Genomic DNA, 25,528 nt, shown 5'->3' with positions numbered 1-25,528 from the left:
TTGGCCAACGAAACCCCTCTCGATCGCTTCAAGGCGGTTCTTGCCGGCACCGCGCGTGCGATCTCGGAGGAGCCGGAGGTCGAACTCGCCTTCACCGCCGATGCGCCGACCCAGAGCGGCAAGCACATCAAGGTGCCTATGCCCGCGCGTGCCCTGCCGCTGGAGCAGGTCGCCGAGGCGCGTGGGTTCGCCGACGGCTTCGCGCTGCGGTTGAAGCATCACGACATCGCGGTGCATAATCGTGCAGCGCCCGTCGAGGCGGTTGCGCGCGCGGTGTTCGACTCTGTTGAGACTGCACGCGTGGAGGCGCTCGGGGCGCGCGGCTATGCCGGCATCACTGAAAATCTTGAACGCGCACTCGACGTTCGTTTGCGTGCAGACCCCATCACACGCGCGCGCAATCGCGACGAGGTGCCGCTGTCGACGGCGCTCGGCCTGATGGTGCGCGAGCGGCTGACCGGGCAGGAATCCCCCGCGATCGCCGCACCCGGTCTCGCGCTGGTCCGCGAGTGGATCGAGAGCAAGACCGATCTCGACGCGCTGGCCTATGCGCTCGACGACCAGAAGGCGTTCCAGGGTCTTGCGCGAAAAATGCTGCAGGAACTCGAACTGGTCGAGGGCGATCAGGTCCCCGAGGAGAGCGACGAAGGCGGCTCCGAGGACGAGGGCACCGACGAGCAGCAGCAGGACGAGGGCGACGAAGGCGACGACCAGGGCGAGGATGGCCAGGGCGAAGTCGAGGCGCGCGGTGAACAGTCCGAGCAGCAGAACGAGGAAAGCGACGGCCAGGAGCAGAGCGACGAGTCGATGGACGACATCGACGGCGAGCCCGGTGACGACGGCGAGGAAGGCATGCAGCCGGTCCGCCCGAACCGTCCCTTCGCGGACATGGGCGGCGCGTTCGACTACAAGCCGTGGACGACGCAGTTCGACGAGGTGATCGCCGCCACCGAGCTGTGCGACGCCGACGAACTCGCACGTCTGCGCGGCTATCTCGACCAGCAACTCGTCCACCTGCAATCGACCGTGTCGAAACTCGCGAACCGGCTTCAGCGACGGTTGATGGCGCAGCAGTCGCGGTCGTGGGATTTCGACCAGGAGGAGGGAATCCTCGACGCGGCGCGGCTAGCACGCGTGATCGTCAACCCGACGCTGTCGCTGAGCTACAAGGCCGAGCGCGAGACCGATTTCCGCGACACCGTCGTGACGTTGCTGATCGACAATTCAGGATCGATGCGCGGGCGCCCGATCTCGATCGCGGCGATCAGCGCGGATATTCTCGCCCGCACGCTGGAGCGGTGCGGCGTGAAGACCGAGATCCTCGGCTTTACGACGCGCGCGTGGAAGGGTGGGCAGAGCCGCGAGACCTGGCTCGCCGCAGGTCGTCCGCCGCAGCCGGGCCGGCTCAACGACATCCGCCACATCGTCTACAAACGCGCCGACGAGCCGTGGCGCCGCGCGCGCAACTCGCTAGGCCTGATGATGCGCGAGGGGTTGCTGAAGGAGAATATCGACGGCGAGGCGCTGATGTGGGCGCATGCGCGGCTGGTCGCGCGGCCCGAGGAGCGCCGTATCCTGATGGTGATCAGCGACGGCGCCCCGGTCGACGATTCGACGCTGTCGGTGAACTCCGGCTCGTATCTGGAACGTCATCTGCGCCAGGTGATCGGCTGGATCGAGAGCAAGTCGCCGGTCGAGCTGGTCGCGATCGGCATCGGCCACGACGTCACCCGCTATTACGCGCGCGCCGTCACGATCATGGACGTCGAACAGCTGGGTGGGACGATCATCGAACAGCTCGCATCGCTGTTCGATACCGAGTGATCTACGCATGACCGCGGGTGGCCTGATTGCGGCGCCCGCGGGAGGCTTCCACGGACCCGTCAAGCGCTCGATCACGATCGCCGGCCACCAGACCTCGATCAGCCTCGAACCCATTTTCTGGCAGGCGCTGGAAGCCGCCGCGATGCGCCTCGCCTTGCCCTTGTCGGCACTCGTCGCCGAAATCGACGCTATCCGCATACAAGCGGACGCTCCCCCGAACCTCGCTAGCGCCTTGAGATCATGGCTGTTCTCAACCGCTGCATGAGAATTAGTCGCAATAGCGTTGACAGTGAGAACGACTCTCAATAGCGAACCCGCAACAATAAGGGGTTTCGCATGTCTGGTCTCACGTCGCGTTCGTCCGCCGCGCCTGCATTTCTTGCGCTTTCGTGCGTAGGGTTCATTGCCAGCGCACCAGCCTACGCCGCCGATCGCCCAGCTGAATCGGCAAAGGTCCACGCGGCCGACGACCAGGAGAAACAGCTCAACCGCGACGAAATCGTCGTCAACGGCAAGACCGTTCCCGCGACCACGCTGGAGAGCCCGAAGGCGACGCGCAGCCTGCTCGACACGACGCAGACGGTCACGATCATCGGCGACCAGACCATCCGCAAGCAGAACCTGCTCACCCTGCGCGACGTGTTGCAGACGATCCCCGGCATCACCTTCGGTGCGGGGGAAGGCGGCGGCGGCTACGGCGACAGCATCAACCTGCGCGGCTATTCCGCCAACAACGACATCACGATCGACGGCGTCCGCGACAGCGCGCAGTATAGCCGCAGCGAGACGTTCAACCTGCAACAGGTCGAGGTCTATAACGGCGCGAACAGCGTGTTCGGTGGCGGCGGATCGGTCGGTGGCACGATCAACCTCGTCACCAAGCGCCCGCAGGCGGAGACGCTGACGGTCGTGTCGGGCGGCGTCGGCACCGACGATTATTATCGCACCACGCTCGACTCGAACGTCCGCGTCAGTGACCTCGTCGCGGTCCGCCTCAATGCGGTCGCGCACAAGAACGACATTCCTGGCCGCGACGTCGAGTACAACAAGCGTTGGGCCGTCGCCCCCTCGCTGATCGTCGGCGTCGAGGGCCCGACCAGCCTGACGCTGCAATATCTGCATCAGGAGGACGAGAACGTCCCCGTCTACGGCGTGCCGTACTTCCGCAATGCGGTGAACAACGGGCCGCTGCCGGGTGCCGACAACTCCGCCTATTACGGCATCCGGAACCTCGACAAGCAGGACATCACCGTCGACCAGGCGACCGCCACGGTCAGCCACAGCTTCTCCGACAAGGTCTCGATCCGCAACCTGAGCCGGTGGCAGCGCGTCCAACAGGATTCGCTGACCAGCGCGCCGCAGGGTGTGTTCTGCCTGTCGACCGGATTCCAGCCGCAGCCGCTGACCAACGTCGCGACGATGCCGGCGGTTTGTATTGCTCCGACGGCAACCGCTCCGGGTCAGAACATACCCGGCACCTATTATCCCAGCGGCCCACGCGGTTTCGTCCGAAACCAGGAGAACCAGATCCTCTATAACCAGACCGATCTCCGCTCGGTCTTCGATACCGCGGGGCTCGAGCATACGCTGGTCCTCGGCGCGTCGGTCTCGCAAGAGGATTACACGATCGTCACGGGCAACACGCTGCGTACCGCGACCGGTGCGACGGTCGCCCAGCCACCGATCAACCTCGCCAACCCGAACACCAACTACACCGGCCCGTTCAACTTCATTCAGGCCGGCCGGTCGCAGGGCACGACGAGCAATGCGGCGGTCTACGCGTTCGACACGATCAAGGTGATCCCGCAGATCGAGGTCAATTTCGGCCTGCGCTACGAACATGCCAAGGGCCGTTTCCGCGCCGATACCTTCTCGGTCGTGCCCGACGCGACGCTCGGCGCCTATACGCGCGGACTGAACCAGACGAGTGACGAGACCCTGTTCTCGTACCGAGCCGGCATCAACTTCAAGCCGATCGAGACCGTCAGCCTGTACGCATCGTATGGCAACGCGACCACGCCGACGTCGGCGACCGTCCGGCTCGGCTGCGGTACGCTAATAAATGCGCCCGCGGGCCAGCTGGATCCGTGCGATGTGAAGCCGGAAAAGGCCGTGAACTACGAGCTCGGCGCGAAGGCGGACCTGTTCGCGCGTAAGCTGCAACTGACCGCAGCGGTGTTCCGTAACGAGCGCACCAACTACCGCGTCGCCACGAACGACCCGATCGTCACGACGCTCGGCGTCAACGACGGCCGCTCGCGCGTCGACGGCATCGCGCTGGGCGCTAGCGGCAGCATCTCGCACGCCTTCTCGATCTTCGCCAACTACACGTATCTGAAGGCTAAGGTCCTCCAGAGCGTCTCGAACTTCTGTCTTGCCAATCCGGGTCCGGTCCGTACGACCGTCGGCACGACCACGACGACGACCAACCCGTGCGGCAACTCAGCCGCGATCCTCGATACGCAGGCGGGGCAGCAGCTCACCAACACGCCGAAGCATTCGGGCAGCCTGTTCACCACCTACACGCTGCCGTTCGGTCTCCAGCTCGGCTACGGCCTGACCTATCAGGGGGCGTTCGCGCTCAACAACAGCGCGCTGGCCACCCCGCTCGCGCCGACGACCGTGGTGACGCCGGTCTTCCACTCGGCGGACTACCTGACGCATCGCGCGTTCCTGTCGTACACCGTGGGCAACGGCCTGACCGCGCAGCTCAACGTGCAGAACTTCACCAACGAGAAATACTACACCGGCATTCGCAACAATGGCTGGGCGACGCCGGGCGAGGCGCGCTCGGTGCGGCTGACGCTGTTCTACAGCCTGTGATGCCCGGCGGCGGTACAGGGCGTTTGCCGGTATCGCCGCCGCATTCTAGGGTGATGCCATGCTGATCGCGATCCCCGACGTCCTCGATGCGGCCGGCGTTGCCCGTGTCCGCGCATTGATCGACCAAGCCGAGTGGATCGACGGCAACGCGACGTCGGGTCCACAGAGCGCGCTCGCCAAGCGGAACGAGCAACTACCGGAGGACTCAGCCGCCGCGCGCGAGGCTGGCGGGATGGTCCTCGATGCGCTCGGCCGGTCCGCGCTGTTCGTGGCGGCGGCGCTCCCGCTGAAAGTGTTCCCGCCGCTGTTCAACCGCTACGCCGGCGGACAGGATTTCGGGCTGCACGTTGACAACGCGATCCGAATGAAGCGCGGCACCGATTTCCGCATCCGCAGCGACCTGTCCGCAACGCTCTTCCTCGACGACCCCGCCACGTATGACGGCGGCGAACTGGTGATCGAGGATCAGTTCGGCCCGCAGTCGGTCAAGCTGCCCGCCGGGCACATGGTGCTGTATCCCGCCTCCAGCCTGCACCGGGTGACGCCGGTCACCCGCGGGGTGCGTACCGCGTCGTTCTTCTGGCTCCAGTCGATGGTGCGTGACGACGGCGCTCGGCGGATCCTGTTCGATCTCGACCAGGGCGTGCAGGCGGTCGCGGCCGCACAAGGCCAGGGCGATCCGGCGACCGTGCGGCTGACGGGTGTGTATCATAACCTGCTACGCCGGTGGGCCGACGCCTGACTTCTGCTTCCCTCCCTGGAAGGGAAGGGCAGGGGGTGGGTCGGTTTTCGCATCTCCAGACGCCGCGACCAAAGCAGGCCAACCCACCCCAACCCCTCCCTTTCAGGGAGGAGAGCATTTTGCACTCCGTCTCTCGTGTGGACTTGAACCGGTTCGCCATGCCACGCTCCGGACACGGGGGAATGCAATGAACAAACTGGCAATGCGGCGCGCGTGGTTCCAGGTCCACAAGTGGATCGGCCTAGTGCTGGCGATCCTGATTATCCCGCTCTCGCTCAGCGGCGCGGCGTTGGTGTGGCACGACGCGCTCGACCGGATCGTCGATCCGGCGCGCTATGCGGTCTCGGGGAGGACCGTGGTTGAGCCGGACGGCTATGTCGCCTCGGTGCGCGCCGCGTTGAAGCATGGCGAGCGGATCGCGACTTTGACGATGCCCGACGACGGCGGCCCGGTGGTCGTGGCGGCCAGTTCAGCCAGCGCGCCGACTCGGCCAGGGCCTCCCCAGCGGACGATGGTGTATCTCGATCCGCCGACCGCGCGCGTGCTGGAGGTGTCGCCGTCGAACGCCGGGCTCGTGCGGTTCCTGCACGTGCTGCATGGGAGCCTGCAACTGCCCGGCGTCGGGCGCTCGATCGTCGGCTGGATCGGCGTGGCGATGATGGTGTCGTGCTTTACCGGGTTGTGGCTGTGGTGGCCGACGGTGGGCAAATGGACGCGCGGGCTGCGGTTTCGACGACACCGCGACGTCGAGACCAACCTGCACCACCTGTTCGGCTTCTGGATCGCATTGCCGCTGTTCGTGCTATCGTTGACCGGTGCCTGGATCTCGTTCCCGCAGTTTTTGGGAAAGCTCACGGGCGAAGCGTCGCGGCCGAGAGGCGGTCCCGATCGCGGCGCGATGATGCGCGCGAAACCGCTGGCGTCGCCCGCGCAGCCACTCGCGATGGCGATCGGCAAGGCGCGCGGTATCGTCGACAATGCGCCGTTGCGGAGTGTCACCTGGCCGACCGACCTCAGCCCGGACTGGACGGTGACGTTCCAGGGCAGGGGCCCGGGCGGCGCCGCGCCGATCGGGGTCAAGGTTGCGGACGACACCGGCGGCGCGACTGCGGCCCCCGCGCGGACTCAGGGCGGCATGGCGCGGTGGATGCGGCGGATCCACGATGGCACCGACATGGGTGCGCTGTGGCAGGTGATCATCTTCCTGGGAGGGATATTGCCGGCGGTACTGGCGGTGACCGGGGTGATCATGTGGTGGCGCGCGCGGAAGTGGAAGGCTGAGTTGGCAGCGCGGCGGGCCTAACTTGTCCCTCGCCCCTTCGGGGAGAGGGAAGGAGGAGCCTCTTGGCGACGGGAGGGTGAGGGGCTGTTGGGACTCGCGTCCCGAGCCCTATTCCCCTCACCATTCCACGCGCAAGAGCACGCCGGCCCCACCCTCTCCCCGGAGGGGAGGGGGAATTTGCAGTCACCGACCCAGCAGCACCCGCGCCTGCCCGGCGATCTGCGCCAGCATCGCCGCGTTCGGCACCGCCGCATGGCGCGCACGGTCGATCACCGCCTTGAACTGCGCCACCCGCGTGGCGTTCGCGAGCAGCCACTTCTCGACCGCACCCTGCGGATCCTGCGCACCGCGGCGCGCGAGAAATTCCAACCGCAATTGCTGGAAATCGCGTGCCAGCCCGGCGACCAGCAACCGCTCCCACGGATCGGTCGGGCTGATCCGCGCCGCATTCGCCTGCGCCCAGTCGAGTCCTAGCGCCTGCCCGAGATGCGTGAACGCCCGCGTCACCACCGCCTCGTCGAGCGCCAGCCGCTCGCCGAGATCCGCCAGCCCGACCGCGCCGTCCATCTCGAACAGACGGACGACTTTCCGTACCAGATCGCCCGGCGCACCGACCGCTTCGAGCTGCCCCGCGATGCGGCTGCTCTGCGCACTCGCTTCCTCGAGCAGTAACGCCGCGGTCTGGCTGTCGAGCTGCGTGATCCCCTTCGCCAGCCGTGCGAGAACCTCGCCCGGCACGGCGCCCGGTGCGGACACGCGCAACAGGTCGGCGATCTGCGAGCGGGTCGCGACCGCCACCTCGTCGAACAGCGCGATCCGCGCCGCCTCGGGCATCACCGCCGTCTCGATCTCCGCCCACAGCGCCGGCAGGTCGAACAGGCGCTCGGCGACGACGAACATCGCCGCGATATCGCCCATCGCCGCGCCTTCCTCTTCGGCCAGCTCGAACGGGTAGAGAATGCCCAATCGGTTGACGATCCGGTTGGCGAGCTTGGTCGCGACGATCTCGGGCCGCAGCCGATGCTCGTTGATCGCCGTCCCGAACCGCTCGCGCATCGCTGCGGGGAACGCGGCATGGAGGTCGGGCTTGAGTGCGTCGTCCTTGGCGATGTCGCCATGCTCGATCGCATCCTGCAACCCGAGCTTGGCGGTCGCGAGCAGCACCGCGAGTTCGGGACGGGTAAGGCCTAGACCGTCCTGTCCTCGGCGGAGCAGGATGTCGTTCGACGCGAGCCCCTCGACCGCACGATCGAGCCGCCCGGCGCCCTCGAAGATTTCGATCACGCGCACATAGCTCGGCATCGCGACCGCACCATCCGCCTCGGCGATCGACAGCGCCAGCGTCTGGAGGCGGTTGTCCTCCAGCACCAGATGCGCGACGTCGTCGGTCATGCTCGCGAGCAGCGTGTTGCGGTCCTCATAGTCGAGCCGCCCCTCGATCATCTCGCGGTTGAGCGCGATCTTGATGTTGACCTCGTTATCCGAGCAGTCGACGCCCGCCGAATTGTCGATGAAGTCGGTGTTGATCCGTCCGCCCCGCGCCGAGAACGCGATGCGCGCCGCCTGCGTGACGCCGAGATTGGCGCCTTCGCCGATCGCGATCACGCGCAGATCCTCGGCATTGACGCGCAGGCGGTCGTTGGCCGGATCGCCGACCGCGACGTTCGCCTCCGATGCGGCCTTCACGTAGGTGCCGATGCCGCCGAACCAGAGCAGGTCGGCCGGTGCCTTGAGGATCGCCGAGATCAGCGCGCCCGGCTCCATCTCGCTCGCCGTCACACCGAGCGCAGCCTGCACCTCAGGCGACAGCTTCACGACCTTGGCGGTGCGCGCGAACACGCCGCCGCCCTTCGAGATGAGCGCGGTGTCGTAATCCGCCCAGCTCGACCGGGGGAGCGCGAACATCCGGTTGCGCTCGTCCCAGCTGGTCGTCGGTTCGGGGTCGGGATCGAGAAAGATGTGGCGGTGATCGAACGCCGCGATGACCTTCAGCGTCTTCGACAGCAGCATGCCGTTGCCGAACACGTCGCCCGACATGTCGCCGCAGCCGACGACGGTGATACTCTCGCTCTGCACGTCGAGGCCGCGTTCGGCGAAGTGCCGCTGGACGCTCAGCCACGCGCCCTTGGCGGTGATCGCCATCGCCTTGTGATCGTAGCCGACCGAGCCACCGGAGGCGAACGCGTCGCCCAGCCAGTAGCCGCGTTCGAGCGCGAGTGCGTTCGCAACGTCGCTGAACGTCGCGGTGCCCTTGTCGGCGGCGACGACGAAATACGGGTCCTCGCCGTCGAGGATCGTCACGCCGTCCGGATGCACGACCTTGCCCTCGACGATGTTGTCGGTGATCGACAGCAAGGTGCGGATGAAGATCCGGTAGCTCTCGGTGCCCTCGGCGAGCCACGCGTCGCGGTTCGACGGGGCAGGGAGTTGCTTCGGATAGAAGCCGCCCTTCGCGCCGGTCGGCACGATCACCGCGTTCTTGACGCGCTGCGCCTTCATCAGCCCGAGGATCTCGGTGCGGAAATCGTCGCGACGGTCGGACCAGCGCAGGCCGCCACGCGCGACCGGGCCAGCGCGGAGGTGGATGCCTTCGACGCGCGGCGAATAGACCCAGACTTCGCGCCACGGCACGGGGGCGGGGAGGCCGGGGATCAGATGGCTGTCGAGCTTGAACGCGAGCGCTTCCGACGCGGCAGGTGTGAACGCATTGGTGCGCAGCGTCGCCGCGATCAGGTTGCGATAGGCGCGCAGGATCCGGTCGTCGTCGATCGCGGTGACCGCGTCCAGCCCCGCCTCGATCGCCTGGTCCGCCTCGATCGCGTTACCCGGGTGCTCCGGATGATGGACCGCCGTGAACCGCGCGATCAATGCCGCGGCGACCTTCGGCGCACGCCGCAACGCATCGACGACGGTGGTTAGCCCGTAAGGAAGCCCCGCCTGCCGCAGATATCGGAACCACGCACGAAACAGCACGATCGCCTCAGGACGCATCCCGAGTTCGACGATCAGCCGATTGAACGCATCGTTCTCGGCCGCGCCTTCCAGCACCGCCGCGATCGCGCCTTCGAGCACGGGCGCATCGCTCTGCTGCGCCGCGTCGTTCGCCTCCAGCACGAAGTCATGGACGAACGGCACGCTGTCGTCGCGCAACCGCGTCGGCAGTTCGCCGATTACCCGGAAGCCGAAATTCTCCAGCACTGGTACGGCGTCCGACAGGGGTAGGGCGCCACCCAGCTTGTAGATCTTCAGCTGAGGATCGGCACCGGCCTCACCCGGGACGAGGCGCACGCCACGCGCGTCCGTATCGGCCAGCGCGGCGATCCGCTGGATATCCTCGGCAGCCTCCGCAGGCGTGCTGAGGTTGCGGTAATTCTGCGGAAACGCGGCCGCCCACTTCAGCGCAAGCCGGGCGGCACGCGGGGGCGGCAACGTCTCGACCAGGGCGGCCTCGACGTCCGACACCCAGCCGCGCACCATCCGCTGCAACCGCAGCGCGAGCGGCGCGACGTCGGGCATCCGGCCATCGCCGCGCAGATCGAGTGTGTAGCGGATCATTGCGACCTCGCCGTCCTCCAACGCGATCGACCAGTTGAGCACGGTCGCGTTCGCCGCCTCCGCCAGCATGTCGCCGATCGCGACGCGGCGGCTGGTGGTGACGTCGTCGCGCGGCAACCAGACGAACCCGAACAGGTGCCGCCCGAGCGCGGACTCGACAAGCACCAGCGCCGGCCGCGGCCGATCCGCAATGCTCATTGCGGTCAGCGCCAGATCCTCCAGCGCATCGGGCGCGAACGCTATGACCAAGTCGTGCGGGAGCGCGGTGAAAGCATGCGTCAACGCCTTGCCGGCATGACCGCGCGGATCGAACCCGAACTTCGCCTTCATCGCGGCAAGTCGCGTGCGCAACACCGGCACGTCACGCGGCATCGCGGCCAGCGCAGCACTGGTCCACAGCCCGCTATAGATCGACAGCCCGGCAACCGTCGCGCCTTCCATCACCGGCACGACGACGAGGTCGAGCGGCACGGCGCGATGCACGGTCGAGATCAGATTCGACTTGAGCAACAGCGGCGCATCGTTGCCTGCCTCGAACCACTGGATCGCGAGCGCGCGCGAGGCTTCGGCGAGGATCGGCACGCGGTGTTCGTTGCGCGCGATGCCGAGCGCGGCACGGCCGCTCCCGTCACGATGCCAGATCTGATGCCCGAGCAGCGTCAGATGCCCGTTCAGGAACCACTGCAACAGCGCAGCTCCTTCGCCCTCGGGCAGCATCGCAATATCGTCGTCGAGCGCCGCCTGCATCGCGCGCCAGTCGGTCACCGCCGCGCGGACGTCGGCCAGCACCGCAGTAAGGTCCTCAATCAGCCCGCGACGGTCGCGCGCATCGGCGCGCTCCATCTCCAGGTAAATCATCGATTCGGGACGACCCGCGCCCTGTCCGTCCGCGTCGATCGCATGCAGCGTACCGTCCGGTGCCCGCGTCGTGCGGACCACGGGATGGATGATCCGATCGACCGCGATGTCCTGCGCGCCGATCGCCGCGGCGATCGAATCGACCAGGAACGGCATGTCGTCGTTGACGATCGCGAGCCGCATCCGCCGCCGCGTGTCGTCGCCGCTGATCGGCTCGATCGCGATCGCCGGCGCGCCGTCGTCGCGGTGCGCGGCGGTCGCGGTCACGAACGCCGCGGCCTGCGCGACCTCGCTCGCACCGAAGTCCCTGAGTTCGCCCGGAAGGGCCCGTTCGGTCAACCGGCCCGCAAGGGTCTCGGTGAGCGTGTTCAACGATTGGTTCGCCATAGGTCAGGGCCTATGCGCCCGCTATTCGGCTATCTCAACCCTTGTGGCAGGTGCGAAGGATTATGCTGCGACGCACCTAAGATGCGGATCGTTCGGCGGTTTCGATCGCGGCAAGATCGCCATCGAAACCGCCGACAAAGCTCGCAAGTCCGCCCGCCGGCACCTGATGCCGCCGGGCATGGCGCAGCACCGCCGCGAACGTCTCCAACCGGGTCGCTTCGAAATTCGCGCCGAAGACCAGCGCGACGACCTGCGTCATCGCGTCCGTCCTGTCTGGCAAGCACGCAGCGAACAGGATCGCTTCAAAATCATCGGCGTCCTGTTCGGCCGATACCGCAAGGTCGTGCGCCCGACCCAGCGTCCGGTGCAGCGCCGCACGACTACGCGCTTCAGCCGCGCGAACCTGCGCGGCGTTCTCGCGTGCCATCGCCAGTTGCTCGCCCAGCGGGCCGACGAGGACATAGTCGGCAGGCAACGGATCATCCAGAACGAGCTCCCGCAAGGCCGCGGGCTCCCGCTCGGCAGGCATGACATCGAAGCCACCGCTCGGCCCATCCGCCCAGACTTGCGCGTTCGCGCCCGTGCCGTACGGGGTCGCGTGAACGGCAGCATTCAACTCCGCGGACAGCGTCGCCTGAAGATCCGCGTCGGCGAGTTCCTTCCAGTTGATCACGCCATAGATGAAGTCGATCGTCACCCCGCCCGACGCGAACGGCATGAGGATCCCGCGGTACAGCGTCGTCCGCCCCCGGCTGCTGACGAATTCCGCCTCGAAGCCGATCGGTGCGCGATTGGCGATGATCTGGAGATAATGATCGGTCAGCCGCGACAGCAGCGAGCGGCTCGGCACGTCCGCGATCGTCGCGATCGGCCCCTCCAGCCCGCATTCCTCGCGCAGCGCCCGACCGAGGTACGCAATCTTCGGGTCACCCATGCCGTGGCTGAAATCGAGCAGCACGCCGTGCGGGCCGAAATCGGTGATCGTCTCGGGTTCGAGATCGGCGATCGATGGGTAGGGCCGATCCTTCAGCAGCGACACCCAATGGTTGTACGCACGCACGTGCATACGCCGCTCGTCACCCCCAAGATCGAACATCACGTCGTTGACGCCAGCATCGGTCGAATCGCGCGCGCCGGGGGCGGCGGTCGCCCGTGACGCATCCCGCGCTAGCGCCACGCCCTCCGCGCCCACTGCGCGTCCATCCTCTACGCTGCGCGCCGTCGTCATGCCCGAAATCCCCGTATCGTCGCTCCACTTGTGCACCGTGCTTGGTAAACACCAAGTAAACTCGCAAACCGCTTGTCAGCCCGCAAAACCGCTGGTAGTTGCCGCCCCCTCGACCGGATACATCCGTCGTCGGGCCGCTTTAGCTCAGCTGGTAGAGCATCGCATTCGTAATGCGGGGGTCACAGGTTCGAGTCCTGTAAGCGGCACCACCTTCTTTAAGGCAATTCCACAAGGGAACAGCGTCGGTTGAGGTCGAACTGTCCTTCCAGTGGGTAGCTGTTTGGGTCCTGCTTGGGGCGCTTTGGGTAGGTAACCAACTCCGCCTAATTTTCCTGTACTCCAAGCGTCGGTACAACGAACGTCGGCGTGTAGCACTGCCGCATCTAAGTCGGCGCCAGCGACGTGATGGCCTTCGGTATCCTGGTTGGCTATTCGTCGCGAATGGTGGTTTTAGCTGCTCTTGCTTTATCAGTTGGTCAGTGCGTCGTTCCGCGCAAGTCCTCGGACTTCGTGGTGGTAATAGATGCCGGCCATGGGGGTAGGGACGTTGGAGCGCCTGCGGTCATACCACGTAGATACGAAAAGCAGGTGACCCTCGCGATCGCAACCGCCCTGTCGAAACAGCTTAGCCGTCGAAAGGGTTTGGCGGTCGTAATGACGAGGGCCACGGATCGCAACCTCACACTGGTACAGCGGCGGCAGATCATCGGGTCCTGCTCACCAAACCTCGTCATCTCCATTCACGCCGACAGCGGTCCAAGTTCTGCGCGTGGTCCTTCGGTCTATGTCTTGAACGATGCAGGCGAGGCTGTTGTTGTCAGCCGTTTGATGCGTTCGGCCCAGTCCGCCCATCACGACGATGACACCGCTTATATTCTGGCCAACCTGCGTCAGCGGGGGTCGATGAATTTTGCTATCGAACTGGCCGTACGGATTCGGTCGGCGCTTGGCGGGGCAGATGGAAAACCGAGGGCTATAAAGACCGCCAACTTCGCTTTGCTCAAAGCGCCTGGGGTCCCCTCCCTTTTAGTTGAGACCGGTTATGTCACCAACCGGCTTGACGCAGAAAAGCTCTTCAATCCGAACCAGCAGGCGACAATAGCGAGTGAGATCGCCGCATCTATTGTTCCGATTGGACGTTGATCAGACGGCTGTCGACCCGTTCTTCAAGCATACGTCGGATCTACCTGTCTGGCGCCTATCGCTTTGAGCGTTTGTGATATCACGTGCAAACTCATCGAATAAACGCTCAATTGTAAAAATCTTTCGCGAAAAAATGATTCAGCGGCCAAATCAGTTTATAGTCAATTCGTTTTGGATCGGTATTATTCGACATCTTTCGGAGCGAAGGCGATGTCGGAACAGCGGTATCACGAGCAAGCGGACGAATTTAGATCAAGGGCATCGCGAGCCAAGTCGGACGACTATCGTCGATGGGCTATTTATTGTGCCGAACTGCTCGAAGCTCAAGCCGAGATGTACGACTTGTATGGGCGATGTCCAGAGGTCGACCTGCCCGCCCAGCCGTCGACTGGCACCTAACTACCGAGAGCGGCGGCACCCGACAGTCAACGGGCTTCAACCTCAGCCACTGTTTGTCTCAGGGACGACACGCAAGGCGGTAGCAGTTCTAAGCAAGCTGTGAAGATGCGCGCCCACCAGTTGCTGATTGCCATCGTCGGCGACGGCCAAAGCTTCACTGATTATGGCAATCAGCCGTTCTAGGTGCTGTGCGGTGGTTTCGCCCTTGATCACAGCTTCATGGCCTTGATCATCTCTGCATATAAAGCGGCACGACCTAGGTGTGCGATGCGAGCCGAAATGTCGTTGCAGGTCGCTGCCTGTTCTCGCGCTTTCTGTTCATTCCGAACAAGGTCATCGAGGCGATCCGGTTTGTCCACAGCATGGCTCCCATAAAGCGGGAGCGCTGCAGCGTCTCTCAGTCACCGCCATGCCGTTGGCGAGTCGCGGCGATGGCTTAGGCTAGGCCGTCACGGCTTCGGAATATACCCGCAAGTACGGCACGTAGCCAAACCCATCGGGCTAGGAAGGCATCTCGACAGCTGGATGATAGTACATCGCGCTGATCTTCCCCGCCGCATTCAGGGCCAGAAAGAAATCGATCTTGGCGGTGGCGAAGGTGATGCGGAACAGATAGCCGCCGGGAGGATCGCCGAGATAGGTGACGGTCTGCGGGGTGCCCAGCTTGATGATCATATCGCCGCCCTCGGGATGGTCTCGCACGGCCTTTCCGACTTCGTTCGTGAGTATGCTGTAGTCCATCTTGGCGCCCGGTGCGGCGCTCTTCAATAAAGTTCGAACGTGCTTCTCTGCCAAGGTTGCTCCAGCGGTCATCGGAGGTGCCGCTTGTTGAGCAGCAGCAGAATGAATTGCAAAAGCAAAAATTGGCGGTGAGACGGCAACCAATGCGGCGACGACGAGACGAGTTTTCATGAGAAGGCTCCAAATCGAAAGAAGAGGAACGCCATACTGAACCGCGACACTGTTCTGACCGATTCCCAAGAAGCGATGTCGGTCCCGATGATCGCCGTTGCCGGTTTCTACCAGACAAACCGGTGCGGATCGAGAGCACTATCGCATGGGCAAATTTAAGCGGCACCACCTTCTTTAAGGCACTTCCACAAGGGAACAGCGTCGGCTGAGGCCGAACTGTCCTTCCAGTGGGTAGCTGTTTGGGTCCTGCTTGGGGCGCTTTGGGCAGGGGACAGGGCAGCACCATTGGTCGCAGACCGTCCGACCGGCCCCTTTGAAACCCTCTTTAAGTGCGACGAACGTGGCAGACCGCAGCCACAGATAAACCAATGACCATACGGTACTGAGCTGGGTGTGCTGCTGAGCTTTCCCCACCCTTGTGCGATTTTGGCTTGCTTACCTTGTCATTAGCGCACCCAAACCGCGTCTTCCATCGCTGGCTAAACGATACGGCACCGTGCGGTGTTGACATGTACCTAAGACTGCTGACACTTCGGGAAAAACTGTCGGTCCGAGTTACGGGAGAGTGTTTTGGGTTACCTTGCAGATATTAGATACTTCGGCGATGTGGCTGCCGAGCAAGACTCCGACGTGCTGTCTTATTTTCTAAAGACACCAGCGATTGACGAGATATTGACAGGTAAAAAGCACCTTGTTTTGGGTCGGAAGGGCTCTGGAAAAACCGCGCTCGTCAAGTTTTTTGGTCGATCATCCGCTACTGAAATCAACATTCCGGTCAACCTGGATAATTATCCATGGAAGATGCATCAGACACGTAAGAATCTAGGTGTTTCTGACGTTGAAAGCTACGTTAGTTCATGGAAGTACTTCATAGCTGTTCAGGCAAATCAAGCATGCCTTGCCCACTCCAACTATAAAATAATTAAAGATAGTCAAAAGGCAGCGGATCATTTTTTGACAGAGAACTACGGCGGTTCTCGGATTAAACTAGAAGATGTATTGAAGCCAAAATCTCTTAAGCTCTCGAAATCATCATTCAAGCCGTCGGTTCTTGGGGTTTCCCTAGGGCAGGTCGATTTTGAAAATGCTCAGGGGGGTGTATCTCCTGAATTAGACGCGCTTACTGACGCACTGGTCCAAAATGCGCTGGTGATGATGAGTCAGCAAGGCATAAAAAGGATTAGTTTGCATTTTGACGAACTAGACAAGGGCCTGTCAACGTTTGATAATAGCAGAGAACAAATTTTGATTGGGTTAGTGTTAGCCTCTCGCAGCTTCTTTGCTAATTCTCATACATGTAATCGTGTGAACCCAATCGTGTACTTGCGAACTGATCTTTGGGAAGTGATGTCATTTTCTGATAAGAATAAAATTACTAACTCTTCGACGGTAACCTTGGAGTGGGACTCGGGCTCATTGAAAGAGCTTATATCTCGGCGAATCGAAAGCAAGATCGGTACTGGCAAGGGTTGGGACGATATTGAGGATGGCGAGCTGATGCGGGGCTCTCAAACGAAATGGAACCATATAATATCGCGAACCTTGCTGCGCCCAAGGGATATCATTCAGTTTCTAAATATTATCGCTGAACTGGCCATCAAAGGATTGCCTGATGCAGACATCATTGAAAACTCGGATATCATTGCGGCACGAGACGCATATTCAAAATACTTTAAAGGTGAATTAGACGACGAAATTAAGACTCATTGGCCTAAATGGATTGAGTCCATACAAGCTATTTCCGACATATCAAATCTTACGTTCACCCGTAGTGTTTTTGAAGGTGCTTGGAGTAAGAAAAAAGAGTCCGGTAAGATCTCAGTGGATGAGGTTTTGGAAACGCTCTATCAGTACTCTGTGATCGGTTACCGGCGGGGTATCGGCACTGGAGGAAGTGCTTGGGTATTCCAGTACACTAATCCCGACGCTGGATGGGACAATGCCGCCAGCCGCTTACAAGTCCATCCAGGTTTGAAAGAATTTGCGAAATTACGAGAAACGCGAGATATCAAGCCTAAATCTACTTCAGTCCGAAAGAAGTCCGCTTAGTCGGTCGCAGCTTGCTGCCTATAGAGGGGAAGTTACGTTCGAAAGTTGCACAGTTGCCGGACGGTTTGCCCGCTGAAAGCCTTGAGATCACGTGGCCAAACGCTGCGGGATCTTATTACCTGAGCGATGGCAAGAACGAGACCGGGTTGGAGAATGGGCCAGTGATCGGGGAGGTGAGCATCGAGCGAGAAGCAGACAGCAAGGGGTTGGCGACGTTCGTCATGAAAGCCGGCGGCCCGAACAGCTACCGGTTCACCTATCACCCGAGCGACGTCGGGCCGTTCGATTTTCAGGCAAGGGCGTTGACGCGAAGGCGGATCTGCTGGAGGTCGAACTCGGAAGTGCGTCGGCGACGCTGCAACGCTTTCGTGACCTACACCGTGAGCAGCGACGTGAAACGGCTGCAGCGGCGGGTCCGAGCTATTGCAGCACTTGCTCGTCGCTTCGAGTAAGTAGACCGGCAGGAACTACGACATTATCCCCCTCCGCTACCAGATCGTTTCCCCCGCACTTACCGAAGCTCAGCTGACGCAACGCGCTGTTTGAGGCACCTTTAGAGCGGTCCCAATGATACGTTTTATCATCCATCATTGGTTGTTGTATCGCCATTAGTGATTTGTGGTGCATCAGTGTACTGAAGGCTAAGGCGACCTTATAGATCAGCATTCACAAGACAAAAATTTACTCGATCTCATACTCTGCTATTAAAGCTTGACGTAACGAAGCTTTCCCCCACTTTTTGCGACTACCTAGTTTGGCATTATATGACTTATCTACAAAAAGTTCGTAAATTGAGTCAAGCAATCGATTTTCCTCCGATGGTACCCAGTCGGCACGTTTTCGCCATTCCACGGCCCACCGCCGGCACATCTGCTTGAATAACTCTCGATTGATCGTGGCTACTAGGTTGGCGATAACTAAGAGGCACTCCTGAATTTCCTTCTCATTCGCCTTGATAACTAGGGCTTGGTGAGAACGGTTTAGTTCAAGTTTGACAGCGTTCTTACCAGGTAAAACGCCATCAGCATGAACTATCGCATGACGAAACTGCATGATTATCTCGAAAGACGATAAAAGGTCTTTAAATGTCGCAATGTCTAATTCAAAGTTTAGGTATTCTTTGAATGTACTTTTCAGTTCTTTAACATCGGCCAGTGATTTGTTATCAAATGCGCTCCGATTAAAGTCGCCTTTTGCGCCATGCCAAATAGCGCCACCAAGATTTATGTTTTTATCTGATGCTCTGGCTTGTGAAATTGGGCACATCGTAAGGCAGCCGGATAATATGCCCCGGCAGTAACCTTCAAACGCTGACACAGCTCCAACGATCAGTAGGCGGCCTACTATGGGAAAGTTATCAACGGCTGAGCTATTTGCCGCTTTCACAATTTGAATCTTGCTGTTGTTAAAGGAGCAAACCGGATTTTGGTAATCCGAAACGCATACATAGGTCGTGGACTCTGATAAAGCAGCAGATCCTGGTGCAGATTGCGCAAAAACTCTTACGTCGATCATGCGACGTACTCTTCGGCATAGCGGGCGATCCTCTCTGCCCATTTAGGCCCAATTTGGGGAACGCTTCTGAGGCTCTGCCGGGTATTATCTAACAAGACGTCTTTGATTGTCTTAAGCTGAGAGTGCTTCTTTATTTTTCCAGCACGGTTTTTCGTTATCGGTAAAACTGACAAATCTTGTGAAACTAAGGTGTGGTAGAGCGAGGCCGTCTTCAACTGGCTACCACAGTTTATGCAGAACTTCGCGTCTTCGTTAGGTCGCTCTGAGCCGCAAACCTGACATGGTGGGAGCGCGAGGGCAAAAGACGCGTTGTCGGAATTTACCTCAACCAATTTTTCGGAGGATATTCTGGGCCAAATTTGGTGCTTGCCGGATTTGAAAACTTGAACAAATTGGCTTAAGCTTTTGGCACGGGATCCAACTATCGCATTTTTAGTAACAAGATCAGCAAAATGTAAGAAGTAAATATCAAATACCCCTTTGATCCCTCGACTGTTCTCGCCACTGTGCATCGCCAGTCCTGCGTACTGATAAAACCCAATTACCTTTGCAAGTTCTGGTGAAAGCGGGCGCTTGAGGGCAACTTCAACTCCTTGAGCATTTATTGGCTTATCCCGATTAAACAACTTTAGTGATGCGATTAAGGCAGTGTATATATCGTCTCCCTTGGAAATGAAGTTTTTGTACACGGGGAGCTTGTATATCAGTGAGTCAAATACTGCGTGCGCATCAGCGCGACTTTGCTTTGCGGCATCTAGCACCTTTCGGCGGTCGGCTTGGCTCGTCTTTAGTGCAGAGTCACTTTCTAAGGTTCGCATCATGTTTAGAAAAGATCGAGGAATGCCAAACGCGCAATAAGCTAGAAATGGAATTGTATCCGGATCAAATGACAAGGCGTCAAAAAGGATAGGATTCAGACGTCGCTGCGCAATACCACGCATAAAACCAACGTATTCATCTGAATCGGGCCGTATCCAAACGTCAACTTGCTCCGCGTCATGGCCTACATGAAAGCTGGGAGACAAATTAGTTATGCCCGGGTAGATTGCAGCTTTAGGGGCTATGCGCTGGCCCTTAATCCGGCGGAAGAAGTCAAAGAAATCTTCCTGCTGCTTGGTTGAAAAGGCATGAGCGGCATCATCCAAAAGAAGGACGCAGCGACCGAAGCCATAGGCGTCAAGTACGTTTTCAACGATCTCGGCTAGTTCATCGATTTGATATTCGATTGATTGGTTGAAAGAAGAAGGATCTCCCGATTCAATCGTGAGAGTTGCTCGTGTCAGTTCGTCAAGACCGGGAAGAGAGCACTGCTCCGGATCATGTCCAAACCTTCCAAGAGACTCATGAAGTGCAGTATAAATCTTTAGAATGAGCCATGTTCTAAACCAAAACGTCGCATTAGGCGTAGTTTGGTAAAGTGGTTCAAGTTTCAGTGAAAGCTTGAAGTTGACATAAACAGGTAAAGTTTTTTGCGGTTCCTCTTTATGCATTTGATAAAATGCTTTAAGCATTAACGTGGTTTTACCGCACCCGCGCGGGCCAACCAACAGCTTTGCTCCGCCGGATATAAGCTTTCTGACAATCTCAAGTTCGCGTGGATGGTCAATGGTAAAAGCTTCAAAGCTTTCTTGCGGCAGGTATTCAGCCTGTTCGACGTAAATCGTCAATTCGTCGGCTTCGACAGGTGCATCCACGGGAGGTGCAGCTGGTGCAAAAAGATCTTCGCTCATTATCACATCATATCGCTTGGCTGCGCATACGCAATCCGGGGTCCCGAGCCGGAAGCACGCTTTCGATGGCGCGCCCGCGTACGCAAAATCAGGTATCTTATATGGAAGGTCCACCTACGGGCGTTTCTAGCAGCAGCTTCGGCTCGATCCCAAGCGCGTCCGCCAGTCGCCCCAGTGCTCGCACAGACGGGTTCCTAGTGCCGCGTTCAAGATCGCTCACGTAGCTGCGTTCCATACCCGCATCGAGCGCCAGTCGCTCCTGCGACATACCCTTCAGCTTCCGATGATGTCGCACGTTCGCGCCGAGAAGCTGCACCACATCCATACTTGGGTGTGACCGGAGACCCGCGTCTGGGTCTGTAGACCAAACGTGTCAATTTCGCTTGCTCTGCCGATAGAGCCGGGGAACGATCATCCACAACAACCAACATTCGGGAGAACCACATGGAGTACGAATACAAGGTCATCGACGTCGCTGATGGCGCGATCAGCTCCGTGCTGCTCGGCGACGGCCGCATCGAGACGGCGGTGCTCCAGGCCTACATCAATGCCCTAGCCGCCGAAGGGTGGCGCATGGTGTTCATGGAGAAGGTCCAGCAACGCTACATGCTGACCAGCGATCGCGAGACGTTGATGGTCACGTTCGAACGACGCGTCCCCGAAGATCAACGGGAGGCACGTGCTGCTCGCGTCATCGATGACGTCATCGCGGCGGAGGACGGGGCCAAGCGTACTGGTCGTAGGGCCGCCGCCGGGGCTGTCGGGCTTGGCATCGGGGCCGCTGCCATCGCCACCATCTTTTCCAACGAATAGCAGGGAGACACGACATGGATATGAATGAACGCGTCGCCGCGCGTAGGGCTGAGCTTGAACGTAAGCAGAAAGACGAAGCGGCGGCTGCCGATGAACAGAAGCAGGCTGCTCATGAAGTTGACATGAGCGACATCTTTGAAGGGCTGTTCGGTAAGGCTACCGCGGACGGAGCCAAGATCAGGCGCGATGGCGACAAGATCGTTTTAGATGAACCGCCAGTAGCACCGCCGACAGCGGATCGTGTTGGAATGAGTCAGTCAAAGGTCAAGGCGATGCTTTACGACGCGGCGCGGAAACGGTGGACCCCGGAAGAGAATTTGGTGGTCATTGGGCTGTTCGCAGCCGCGGTGCCAACATTGGTATTGGCACCCATTGTTGCGGTCATAATGGGCGCTATTGGTTACTGGCGGTCAACCGTTGCGAACCAGAAATATAGAAGCCAGCTACGCAACGAATATCCGAATCTTTTTGCAGAGGTGCCTAAGTAATAACGTAACTGAAGAGAATTTAATCAAACACGGAGCGATCAACGGTTAACGAGCAGGTTCATTAACGGCGCGGCAGACTTAGAGAATCGGCCCAATTTGCCCGTTTTGCACTGCCCGGCGGCGCCTCTCGAAGCGCTCGTTTAACGAACACCACCAAAATCACCCCCAAGGCCTCTGCGATTAGTTCGCGGGGGCCTTTTTGATTTAGCTTCAAGGAGATCACGCTCATGCTGTCGCTCACCACACGCGCCGCCGTCGAAGCGGCCATCAACGACGCCACCCTCGACCCGGCCCTGCGGGACCTGCTTGCCCTCCGCGCCCGGCAACTCGAAGACGACACCGAGCCGGACGTCGAGCTGGGCGACCTCGCGCACTTCCATGCCGTCGAGCCGGGGGATGGAATGAAAGAGGTGAAGGAGGCCCTGGGCTTCCCCGTCGACATCAACTTCGTGGATGAACGTCGCTTTGGCGATCCCAATTTCATCCCTTCATGGGAGTGGATCAAGCATCACGGTGGCTACTTTGAACTGGCGTTCGTGCTGACGGACGACGGCCTCGGGCACGTACTTTTCGTCCCTGATCAGCAAAGCATCGACCAGCGCCTTCTCGACCTGTGCGGGAGCCACCTGACGCCAGCCTGACCGTACTAACCGACAGAAAACCGCACCGTCCAGGCACCCGCCTGCGACGGTTTTTTCATGCCCAAGAGGATCGAACCAATGCTGCTGCTGGATACTCGCGCCGCGATGGCGCACGCCCTGACGCTCGACTTAGACCCCTGCCTGATAGCCCTTCTCCGGCGGCGCATCGACGATCTCAAGCCCGTTCTCGGCGACACAGAGTTCTTAATCGTCTTCGAAGGCGATGAGGAACACGCCATCGTTCGGGAGGTCGGCTTTTCGCCGCTCGTGGAGCCAATCGACGGCATCCGCTTCGGCGCGCCAAGTTTCGAACCCTTCTGGGACTACCTGACAGATCACGGCGGTTGGTTCGAACTGTCCGTCAGCTTCGGCTCAACGTTCGCTTGCTGCTTATTTGTTCAGGATGCTGACGGGATCATTCCCGACCTGCTCACCCTGTGCCGCCGATTCGCCGCAGCCTGAACCTCACAACGGAGATATCACCATGAAGGAAGCCTTTACGTTTCTCACTGCCGTCGTCATCTTGGCGATCGCGCAAACCCTCACCACCGCACTTTGCATTGTTCTGCTCGTCTTCGCACTGATGGGCGTCATCGCGTTTCCCCGGCAGACGTTCAGCCTTATCGCATCGCTTGGTCTACTCGTGCTGGCGCTCAAGGAGCCGGCCGTGTGCGCCGCCGCGCTGGGGGCGATCGGCATCACGGTCGTTCTGACCGATCAGATGAGACGCCGGTCGATCAACAGACCGCTGGCACCGCGGCTATTAACGCATACAGCAACCGATCAAACCGATTTTTCTTCCTGACGGGCACTGGAACTAATCGTCGGCGAACCTATTTAATATCCGTCCGGCAATGGCAGCTACTAGCCGCCGGGTAGTCCTCCGCAAGAGCAATGAGGGCGCAGTCCGAACTAGACCGCGCCACACTTGCGTCGAGATTACCTTTCTTCGTCATAAAGCGATCTGGATCGGGGCTCCGCCTCGCCAGTAGAGTTTTGCTGTTCGTCCTCCTGTCGGTTGGCCGCCGACGAATAGAGGTGAAAACACATGGCTGATGAAGCCAAACCACTATCAGCGCTCGAACCAAGCCCCTTGTTTGAAGAACTTACGCCAGTATTAAATGACGCACCGTCATCTGAACTGACCGCTGCGTCGATTAAAGTACCCGACGCTGGCCCGACGGAAAGGGGTGAAAGCGGCAACGCACCCCTTTTACCCCTTTTGCTTGAAGGGGACGAGGCCAGCGACGTCTACACGCCCGCGCCAGCGTCCAGCCCCGTCGTCGCCGCAATGCGACAGGCAGGCCTATACCTGGATGCCTTGGGTGCCGGACTTCACCGGGTGACCTGTCCGTGGGCCAGCGAGCACGGTGGCCACGGATCGCCGGAAGCTACCTATACCGAACCCGACACGCTGCACCCGGTGGGTCAGTATCGTTGTGCTCAAAGTCACGCCGAACGACCCAACATGGGAAGGCTGATCGAGCATCTCGGCCTGACCACCGCGGCAGCGCGTGCCAAACCACGTATTCGGGTCTCTCCCGGTGAACTTCACCTTGCGGCTGCAGCTGCAGAACGAGTGCTGGCATCAGAAGGCACTTATTTCCAAGCAGGTGGACCCATCGTCCGCATAGCGATCGATCCGACCAGCGGTGCCGTGTCCTCGGAAATGGTGAATGACCAGACGCTGATCTCGGTTCTTTCTGCCAAAATCGACTGGGAAAAATTCACAAAAGGCGAAGGATGGGTTCGTTCCGACCCTCCTGGGAGCGTCGTCCAGATGCTTTCGAAATGGCAAGTTCGGCAGCATTTACCAATCCTTTCGGGACTGGCGCGGCAACCGTTCTTTCGTGCCGATGGTACGCTAGTAACGTCATCAGGATATGATGCCGAGAGCGGAATATATGCTGCGTTCGACGCCGCCGATTATGATCTGCCTGAGCCAACGCATGAGGCTGCAGAGTTTAGCCTAGCCTATCTTAATTGGCTTGTCCGCGAGTTCCATTTCGCTTCGGAGGCAGATAGATCGGCTACAATCTGTGCGATGCTGACAGCTGCAATTCGGCCCTCGCTGCCACTGGCCCCGGCATTCAGTATCAGTGCCACACGGTCGGGAAGCGGCAAGAGTTATCTTGCGAAAGTCATCGTGCCGTTCGCAGGTCCTGGTGAACCGCACAATGTGAGCTACCCAGCAAATGCCGAAGAGGCGACGAAGGATGTGCTGGCAATGCTGCTGGAGAAGCCTGCAGCAGTCCTGTTCGATGATATGCAGGGGGACTGGAAGCCCTTTGGCGCACTGAACAAGGCGTTGACCAGTCCGACGATTACGGAGCGTATTCTTGGGTCGAGCCGGACCGCTACGGCTCGGACGAACGTTCTTGTGCTCGGAACCGGCAACAACATCGAGCCGGAACGTGACATGCGCCGCCGGGTCGTGTCGATTTATCTCACGCCGCCGGGAGAGTCGCCTGCGCTTCTCAGTTACAACGATGACCCGGCAAAACTTGTTCGCAAGGACCGCGCGTACGCTGTCCGGCACGCTCTCACGATCATCAACGCCTACAAGGCAGCGGGAGAACCGTTCGCTGACGTACCGAACGTCGGCACGTTTGAGGATTGGTCACGTCTGTGCCGGCAACCGCTTCTCTGGCTGGGCGAACCAGACCCGGCGACGAGCCTTATCGAACAGGTAAAGCACGATCCTGACATCGAACAACTCGGGCTCTTGCTACAGGTATGGGCTGAGAATTTCGGGTTCGGTGCAGTGACGGTTCGAAAGGTCGTCGAGAAGGCACTTGATGATTCCGATTTGATGGATGCCTTGGCTGAATTGCCCATCATGGATGGAAGGTTCGTCAATCCGAACAAGCTCGGTTGGTATCTCCGCAAAAAGAATGGCGTGATCGCCAATGGCTATCGGGTCGAGAACGGTCAAAGCTCAGAGCGAAAAACCTGGAAGGTGGCCCCGGTCTAACGGGCCGGTGGGGGGGGGGGGGGGGGGGGGTGCGATCCCGCTTCGAGCGTCGGACCGGAAAGTGGTGAAAGGGGTAGCACCTGTTTTACCCCTATCGGTCCGACGGATTGCGAAGGCTCCCCCCCCCCCCCCCCCCCCCCCCCCCCCCCCCCCGCGTCGTGACCG

General features: G+C 60.4%; 21 protein-coding genes and 1 tRNA gene. 15 read left to right on the top strand and 7 right to left on the bottom strand.

Annotation, left to right across the window (positions count from 1 at the left end; translation table 11 throughout):
• From cobT to AC1MH0_RS10095, 5 genes are all read left to right on the top strand, one after another.
• Entirely contained in the window at nucleotides 1–1,824 is a 1,824-nt protein-coding gene (gene cobT, locus AC1MH0_RS10115; RefSeq protein WP_480962682.1) for a cobaltochelatase subunit CobT, read from the top strand.
• Nucleotides 1,825–1,831: 7 nt separating this feature from the next.
• Nucleotides 1,832–2,089: a ribbon-helix-helix domain-containing protein gene (locus AC1MH0_RS10110; protein ID WP_480962681.1), complete on the top strand. Its 258-nt coding sequence runs from the start codon at nucleotides 1,832–1,834 to the stop codon at nucleotides 2,087–2,089.
• A gap of 71 nt (nucleotides 2,090–2,160) precedes the next feature.
• A complete protein-coding gene (locus AC1MH0_RS10105; protein WP_480962680.1) occupies nucleotides 2,161–4,647 on the top strand; it encodes a TonB-dependent receptor in 2,487 nt (828 codons plus the stop codon).
• Nucleotides 4,648–4,705: 58 nt separating this feature from the next.
• Entirely contained in the window at nucleotides 4,706–5,389 is a 684-nt protein-coding gene (locus AC1MH0_RS10100) for a Fe2+-dependent dioxygenase (RefSeq protein WP_056488167.1), read from the top strand.
• A 187-nt stretch (nucleotides 5,390–5,576) separates the two neighbouring features.
• Complete coding sequence (locus AC1MH0_RS10095; protein ID WP_480962679.1) at nucleotides 5,577–6,692, top strand: PepSY-associated TM helix domain-containing protein; 1,116 nt, start codon at nucleotides 5,577–5,579, stop codon at nucleotides 6,690–6,692.
• Between the two features lie 162 nt (nucleotides 6,693–6,854).
• Here the strand turns inward: AC1MH0_RS10095 and AC1MH0_RS10090 are convergent, their stop codons facing one another.
• Both AC1MH0_RS10090 and AC1MH0_RS10085 read right to left on the bottom strand, forming a co-directional pair.
• Nucleotides 6,855–11,471 (bottom strand): NAD-glutamate dehydrogenase, encoded by a 4,617-nt coding sequence (locus AC1MH0_RS10090; protein WP_480962678.1) that lies wholly within the window; start codon nucleotides 11,469–11,471, stop codon nucleotides 6,855–6,857.
• A gap of 76 nt (nucleotides 11,472–11,547) precedes the next feature.
• A complete protein-coding gene (locus AC1MH0_RS10085; RefSeq protein WP_480962677.1) occupies nucleotides 11,548–12,699 on the bottom strand; it encodes a PAS domain-containing protein in 1,152 nt (383 codons plus the stop codon).
• Nucleotides 12,700–12,832: 133 nt separating this feature from the next.
• On the opposite strand from AC1MH0_RS10085, the gene AC1MH0_RS10080 reads away from it, so the two are divergent.
• Together AC1MH0_RS10080 and AC1MH0_RS10075 are read left to right on the top strand one after the other, a co-directional pair.
• Nucleotides 12,833–12,908, top strand: a tRNA-Thr gene (locus tag AC1MH0_RS10080).
• Between the two features lie 196 nt (nucleotides 12,909–13,104).
• Nucleotides 13,105–13,842 (top strand): N-acetylmuramoyl-L-alanine amidase family protein, encoded by a 738-nt coding sequence (locus AC1MH0_RS10075; RefSeq protein ID WP_480962676.1) that lies wholly within the window; start codon nucleotides 13,105–13,107, stop codon nucleotides 13,840–13,842.
• 441 nt (nucleotides 13,843–14,283) lie between these two features.
• On the opposite strand, the gene AC1MH0_RS10070 is transcribed toward AC1MH0_RS10075, so the two are convergent.
• Together AC1MH0_RS10070 and AC1MH0_RS10065 are read right to left on the bottom strand one after the other, a co-directional pair.
• On the bottom strand, nucleotides 14,284–14,454 hold the full coding sequence (locus AC1MH0_RS10070) for a hypothetical protein (RefSeq protein ID WP_480962675.1): 171 nt from the start codon (nucleotides 14,452–14,454) through the stop codon (nucleotides 14,284–14,286).
• Nucleotides 14,455–14,742: 288 nt separating this feature from the next.
• A complete protein-coding gene (locus AC1MH0_RS10065; RefSeq protein ID WP_480962674.1) occupies nucleotides 14,743–15,153 on the bottom strand; it encodes a hypothetical protein in 411 nt (136 codons plus the stop codon).
• Nucleotides 15,154–15,723: 570 nt separating this feature from the next.
• On the opposite strand from AC1MH0_RS10065, the gene AC1MH0_RS10060 reads away from it, so the two are divergent.
• Both AC1MH0_RS10060 and AC1MH0_RS10055 read left to right on the top strand, forming a co-directional pair.
• Nucleotides 15,724–17,202 (top strand): P-loop ATPase, Sll1717 family, encoded by a 1,479-nt coding sequence (locus AC1MH0_RS10060; protein WP_480962673.1) that lies wholly within the window; start codon nucleotides 15,724–15,726, stop codon nucleotides 17,200–17,202.
• Nucleotides 17,203–17,255: 53 nt separating this feature from the next.
• On the top strand, nucleotides 17,256–17,654 hold the full coding sequence (locus AC1MH0_RS10055) for a hypothetical protein (RefSeq protein WP_480962672.1): 399 nt from the start codon (nucleotides 17,256–17,258) through the stop codon (nucleotides 17,652–17,654).
• 229 nt (nucleotides 17,655–17,883) lie between these two features.
• Here the strand turns inward: AC1MH0_RS10055 and AC1MH0_RS10050 are convergent, their stop codons facing one another.
• From AC1MH0_RS10050 to AC1MH0_RS10040, 3 genes are all read right to left on the bottom strand, one after another.
• Nucleotides 17,884–18,717 carry a hypothetical protein gene (locus tag AC1MH0_RS10050; protein ID WP_480962671.1) on the bottom strand — a complete coding sequence of 278 codons (834 nt, stop codon included), beginning with the start codon at nucleotides 18,715–18,717 and terminating at the stop codon, nucleotides 17,884–17,886.
• A complete protein-coding gene (locus tag AC1MH0_RS10045; RefSeq protein WP_480962670.1) occupies nucleotides 18,714–20,447 on the bottom strand; it encodes a hypothetical protein in 1,734 nt (577 codons plus the stop codon). Before AC1MH0_RS10045 ends, AC1MH0_RS10050 begins: the two co-directional genes overlap by 4 nt.
• A 97-nt stretch (nucleotides 20,448–20,544) precedes the next feature.
• Nucleotides 20,545–20,772, bottom strand: a complete 228-nt coding sequence (locus tag AC1MH0_RS10040; protein WP_480962669.1) for a helix-turn-helix domain-containing protein — start codon at nucleotides 20,770–20,772, stop codon at nucleotides 20,545–20,547.
• 119 nt (nucleotides 20,773–20,891) lie between these two features.
• Between AC1MH0_RS10040 and AC1MH0_RS10035 the strand changes: the two genes are divergently transcribed.
• The 6 genes from AC1MH0_RS10035 to AC1MH0_RS10010 all read left to right on the top strand — a co-directional run bounded on the left by AC1MH0_RS10035 (nucleotide 20,892) and on the right by AC1MH0_RS10010 (nucleotide 25,363).
• Nucleotides 20,892–21,260 carry a DUF4177 domain-containing protein gene (locus AC1MH0_RS10035; protein WP_353443890.1) on the top strand — a complete coding sequence of 123 codons (369 nt, stop codon included), beginning with the start codon at nucleotides 20,892–20,894 and terminating at the stop codon, nucleotides 21,258–21,260.
• 14 nt (nucleotides 21,261–21,274) lie between these two features.
• A complete protein-coding gene (locus AC1MH0_RS10030; RefSeq protein ID WP_480962668.1) occupies nucleotides 21,275–21,748 on the top strand; it encodes a hypothetical protein in 474 nt (157 codons plus the stop codon).
• Between the two features lie 227 nt (nucleotides 21,749–21,975).
• Nucleotides 21,976–22,389: a hypothetical protein gene (locus tag AC1MH0_RS10025; RefSeq protein WP_480962667.1), complete on the top strand. Its 414-nt coding sequence runs from the start codon at nucleotides 21,976–21,978 to the stop codon at nucleotides 22,387–22,389.
• 78 nt (nucleotides 22,390–22,467) lie between these two features.
• On the top strand, nucleotides 22,468–22,851 hold the full coding sequence (locus AC1MH0_RS10020; protein ID WP_480962666.1) for a hypothetical protein: 384 nt from the start codon (nucleotides 22,468–22,470) through the stop codon (nucleotides 22,849–22,851).
• Nucleotides 22,852–22,873: 22 nt separating this feature from the next.
• Nucleotides 22,874–23,194, top strand: a complete 321-nt coding sequence (locus AC1MH0_RS10015; protein WP_480962665.1) for a hypothetical protein — start codon at nucleotides 22,874–22,876, stop codon at nucleotides 23,192–23,194.
• Between the two features lie 243 nt (nucleotides 23,195–23,437).
• On the top strand, nucleotides 23,438–25,363 hold the full coding sequence (locus AC1MH0_RS10010; RefSeq protein WP_480962664.1) for a hypothetical protein: 1,926 nt from the start codon (nucleotides 23,438–23,440) through the stop codon (nucleotides 25,361–25,363).
• Nucleotides 25,364–25,528: the final 165 nt, after the last annotated feature.

The sequence above is a fragment of the Sphingomonas sp. AP28 genome (genome assembly GCF_056680455.1).
The sequence above is the reverse complement of the archived record's forward strand: the minus strand, read 5'-3'. Positions and strand labels throughout refer to the sequence as shown.

Excerpts from the sequence above, each read along its gene's own strand:
- AC1MH0_RS10100 (WP_056488167.1), top strand. The coding sequence starts at position 4,706 with ATGCTGATCGCGATCCCCGACGTCCTCGATGCGGCCGGCGTTGCCCGT.
- AC1MH0_RS10020 (WP_480962666.1), top strand. The coding sequence starts at position 22,468 with ATGCTGCTGCTGGATACTCGCGCCGCGATGGCGCACGCCCTGACGCTC.
- AC1MH0_RS10090 (WP_480962678.1), bottom strand. The coding sequence starts at position 11,471 with ATGGCGAACCAATCGTTGAACACGCTCACCGAGACCCTTGCGGGCCGG.
- AC1MH0_RS10030 (WP_480962668.1), top strand. The coding sequence starts at position 21,275 with ATGGATATGAATGAACGCGTCGCCGCGCGTAGGGCTGAGCTTGAACGT.
- AC1MH0_RS10050 (WP_480962671.1), bottom strand. The coding sequence starts at position 18,717 with ATGATCGACGTAAGAGTTTTTGCGCAATCTGCACCAGGATCTGCTGCT.
- AC1MH0_RS10045 (WP_480962670.1), bottom strand. The coding sequence starts at position 20,447 with ATGAGCGAAGATCTTTTTGCACCAGCTGCACCTCCCGTGGATGCACCT.
- AC1MH0_RS10010 (WP_480962664.1), top strand. The coding sequence starts at position 23,438 with ATGGCTGATGAAGCCAAACCACTATCAGCGCTCGAACCAAGCCCCTTG.
- AC1MH0_RS10065 (WP_480962674.1), bottom strand. The coding sequence starts at position 15,153 with ATGAAAACTCGTCTCGTCGTCGCCGCATTGGTTGCCGTCTCACCGCCA.
- AC1MH0_RS10075 (WP_480962676.1), top strand. The coding sequence starts at position 13,105 with ATGGCCTTCGGTATCCTGGTTGGCTATTCGTCGCGAATGGTGGTTTTA.
- AC1MH0_RS10110 (WP_480962681.1), top strand. The coding sequence starts at position 1,832 with ATGACCGCGGGTGGCCTGATTGCGGCGCCCGCGGGAGGCTTCCACGGA.
- AC1MH0_RS10015 (WP_480962665.1), top strand. The coding sequence starts at position 22,874 with ATGAAGGAAGCCTTTACGTTTCTCACTGCCGTCGTCATCTTGGCGATC.
- AC1MH0_RS10035 (WP_353443890.1), top strand. The coding sequence starts at position 20,892 with ATGGAGTACGAATACAAGGTCATCGACGTCGCTGATGGCGCGATCAGC.
- AC1MH0_RS10025 (WP_480962667.1), top strand. The coding sequence starts at position 21,976 with ATGCTGTCGCTCACCACACGCGCCGCCGTCGAAGCGGCCATCAACGAC.
- AC1MH0_RS10085 (WP_480962677.1), bottom strand. The coding sequence starts at position 12,699 with ATGACGACGGCGCGCAGCGTAGAGGATGGACGCGCAGTGGGCGCGGAG.
- AC1MH0_RS10095 (WP_480962679.1), top strand. The coding sequence starts at position 5,577 with ATGAACAAACTGGCAATGCGGCGCGCGTGGTTCCAGGTCCACAAGTGG.
- AC1MH0_RS10105 (WP_480962680.1), top strand. The coding sequence starts at position 2,161 with ATGTCTGGTCTCACGTCGCGTTCGTCCGCCGCGCCTGCATTTCTTGCG.
- AC1MH0_RS10040 (WP_480962669.1), bottom strand. The coding sequence starts at position 20,772 with ATGGATGTGGTGCAGCTTCTCGGCGCGAACGTGCGACATCATCGGAAG.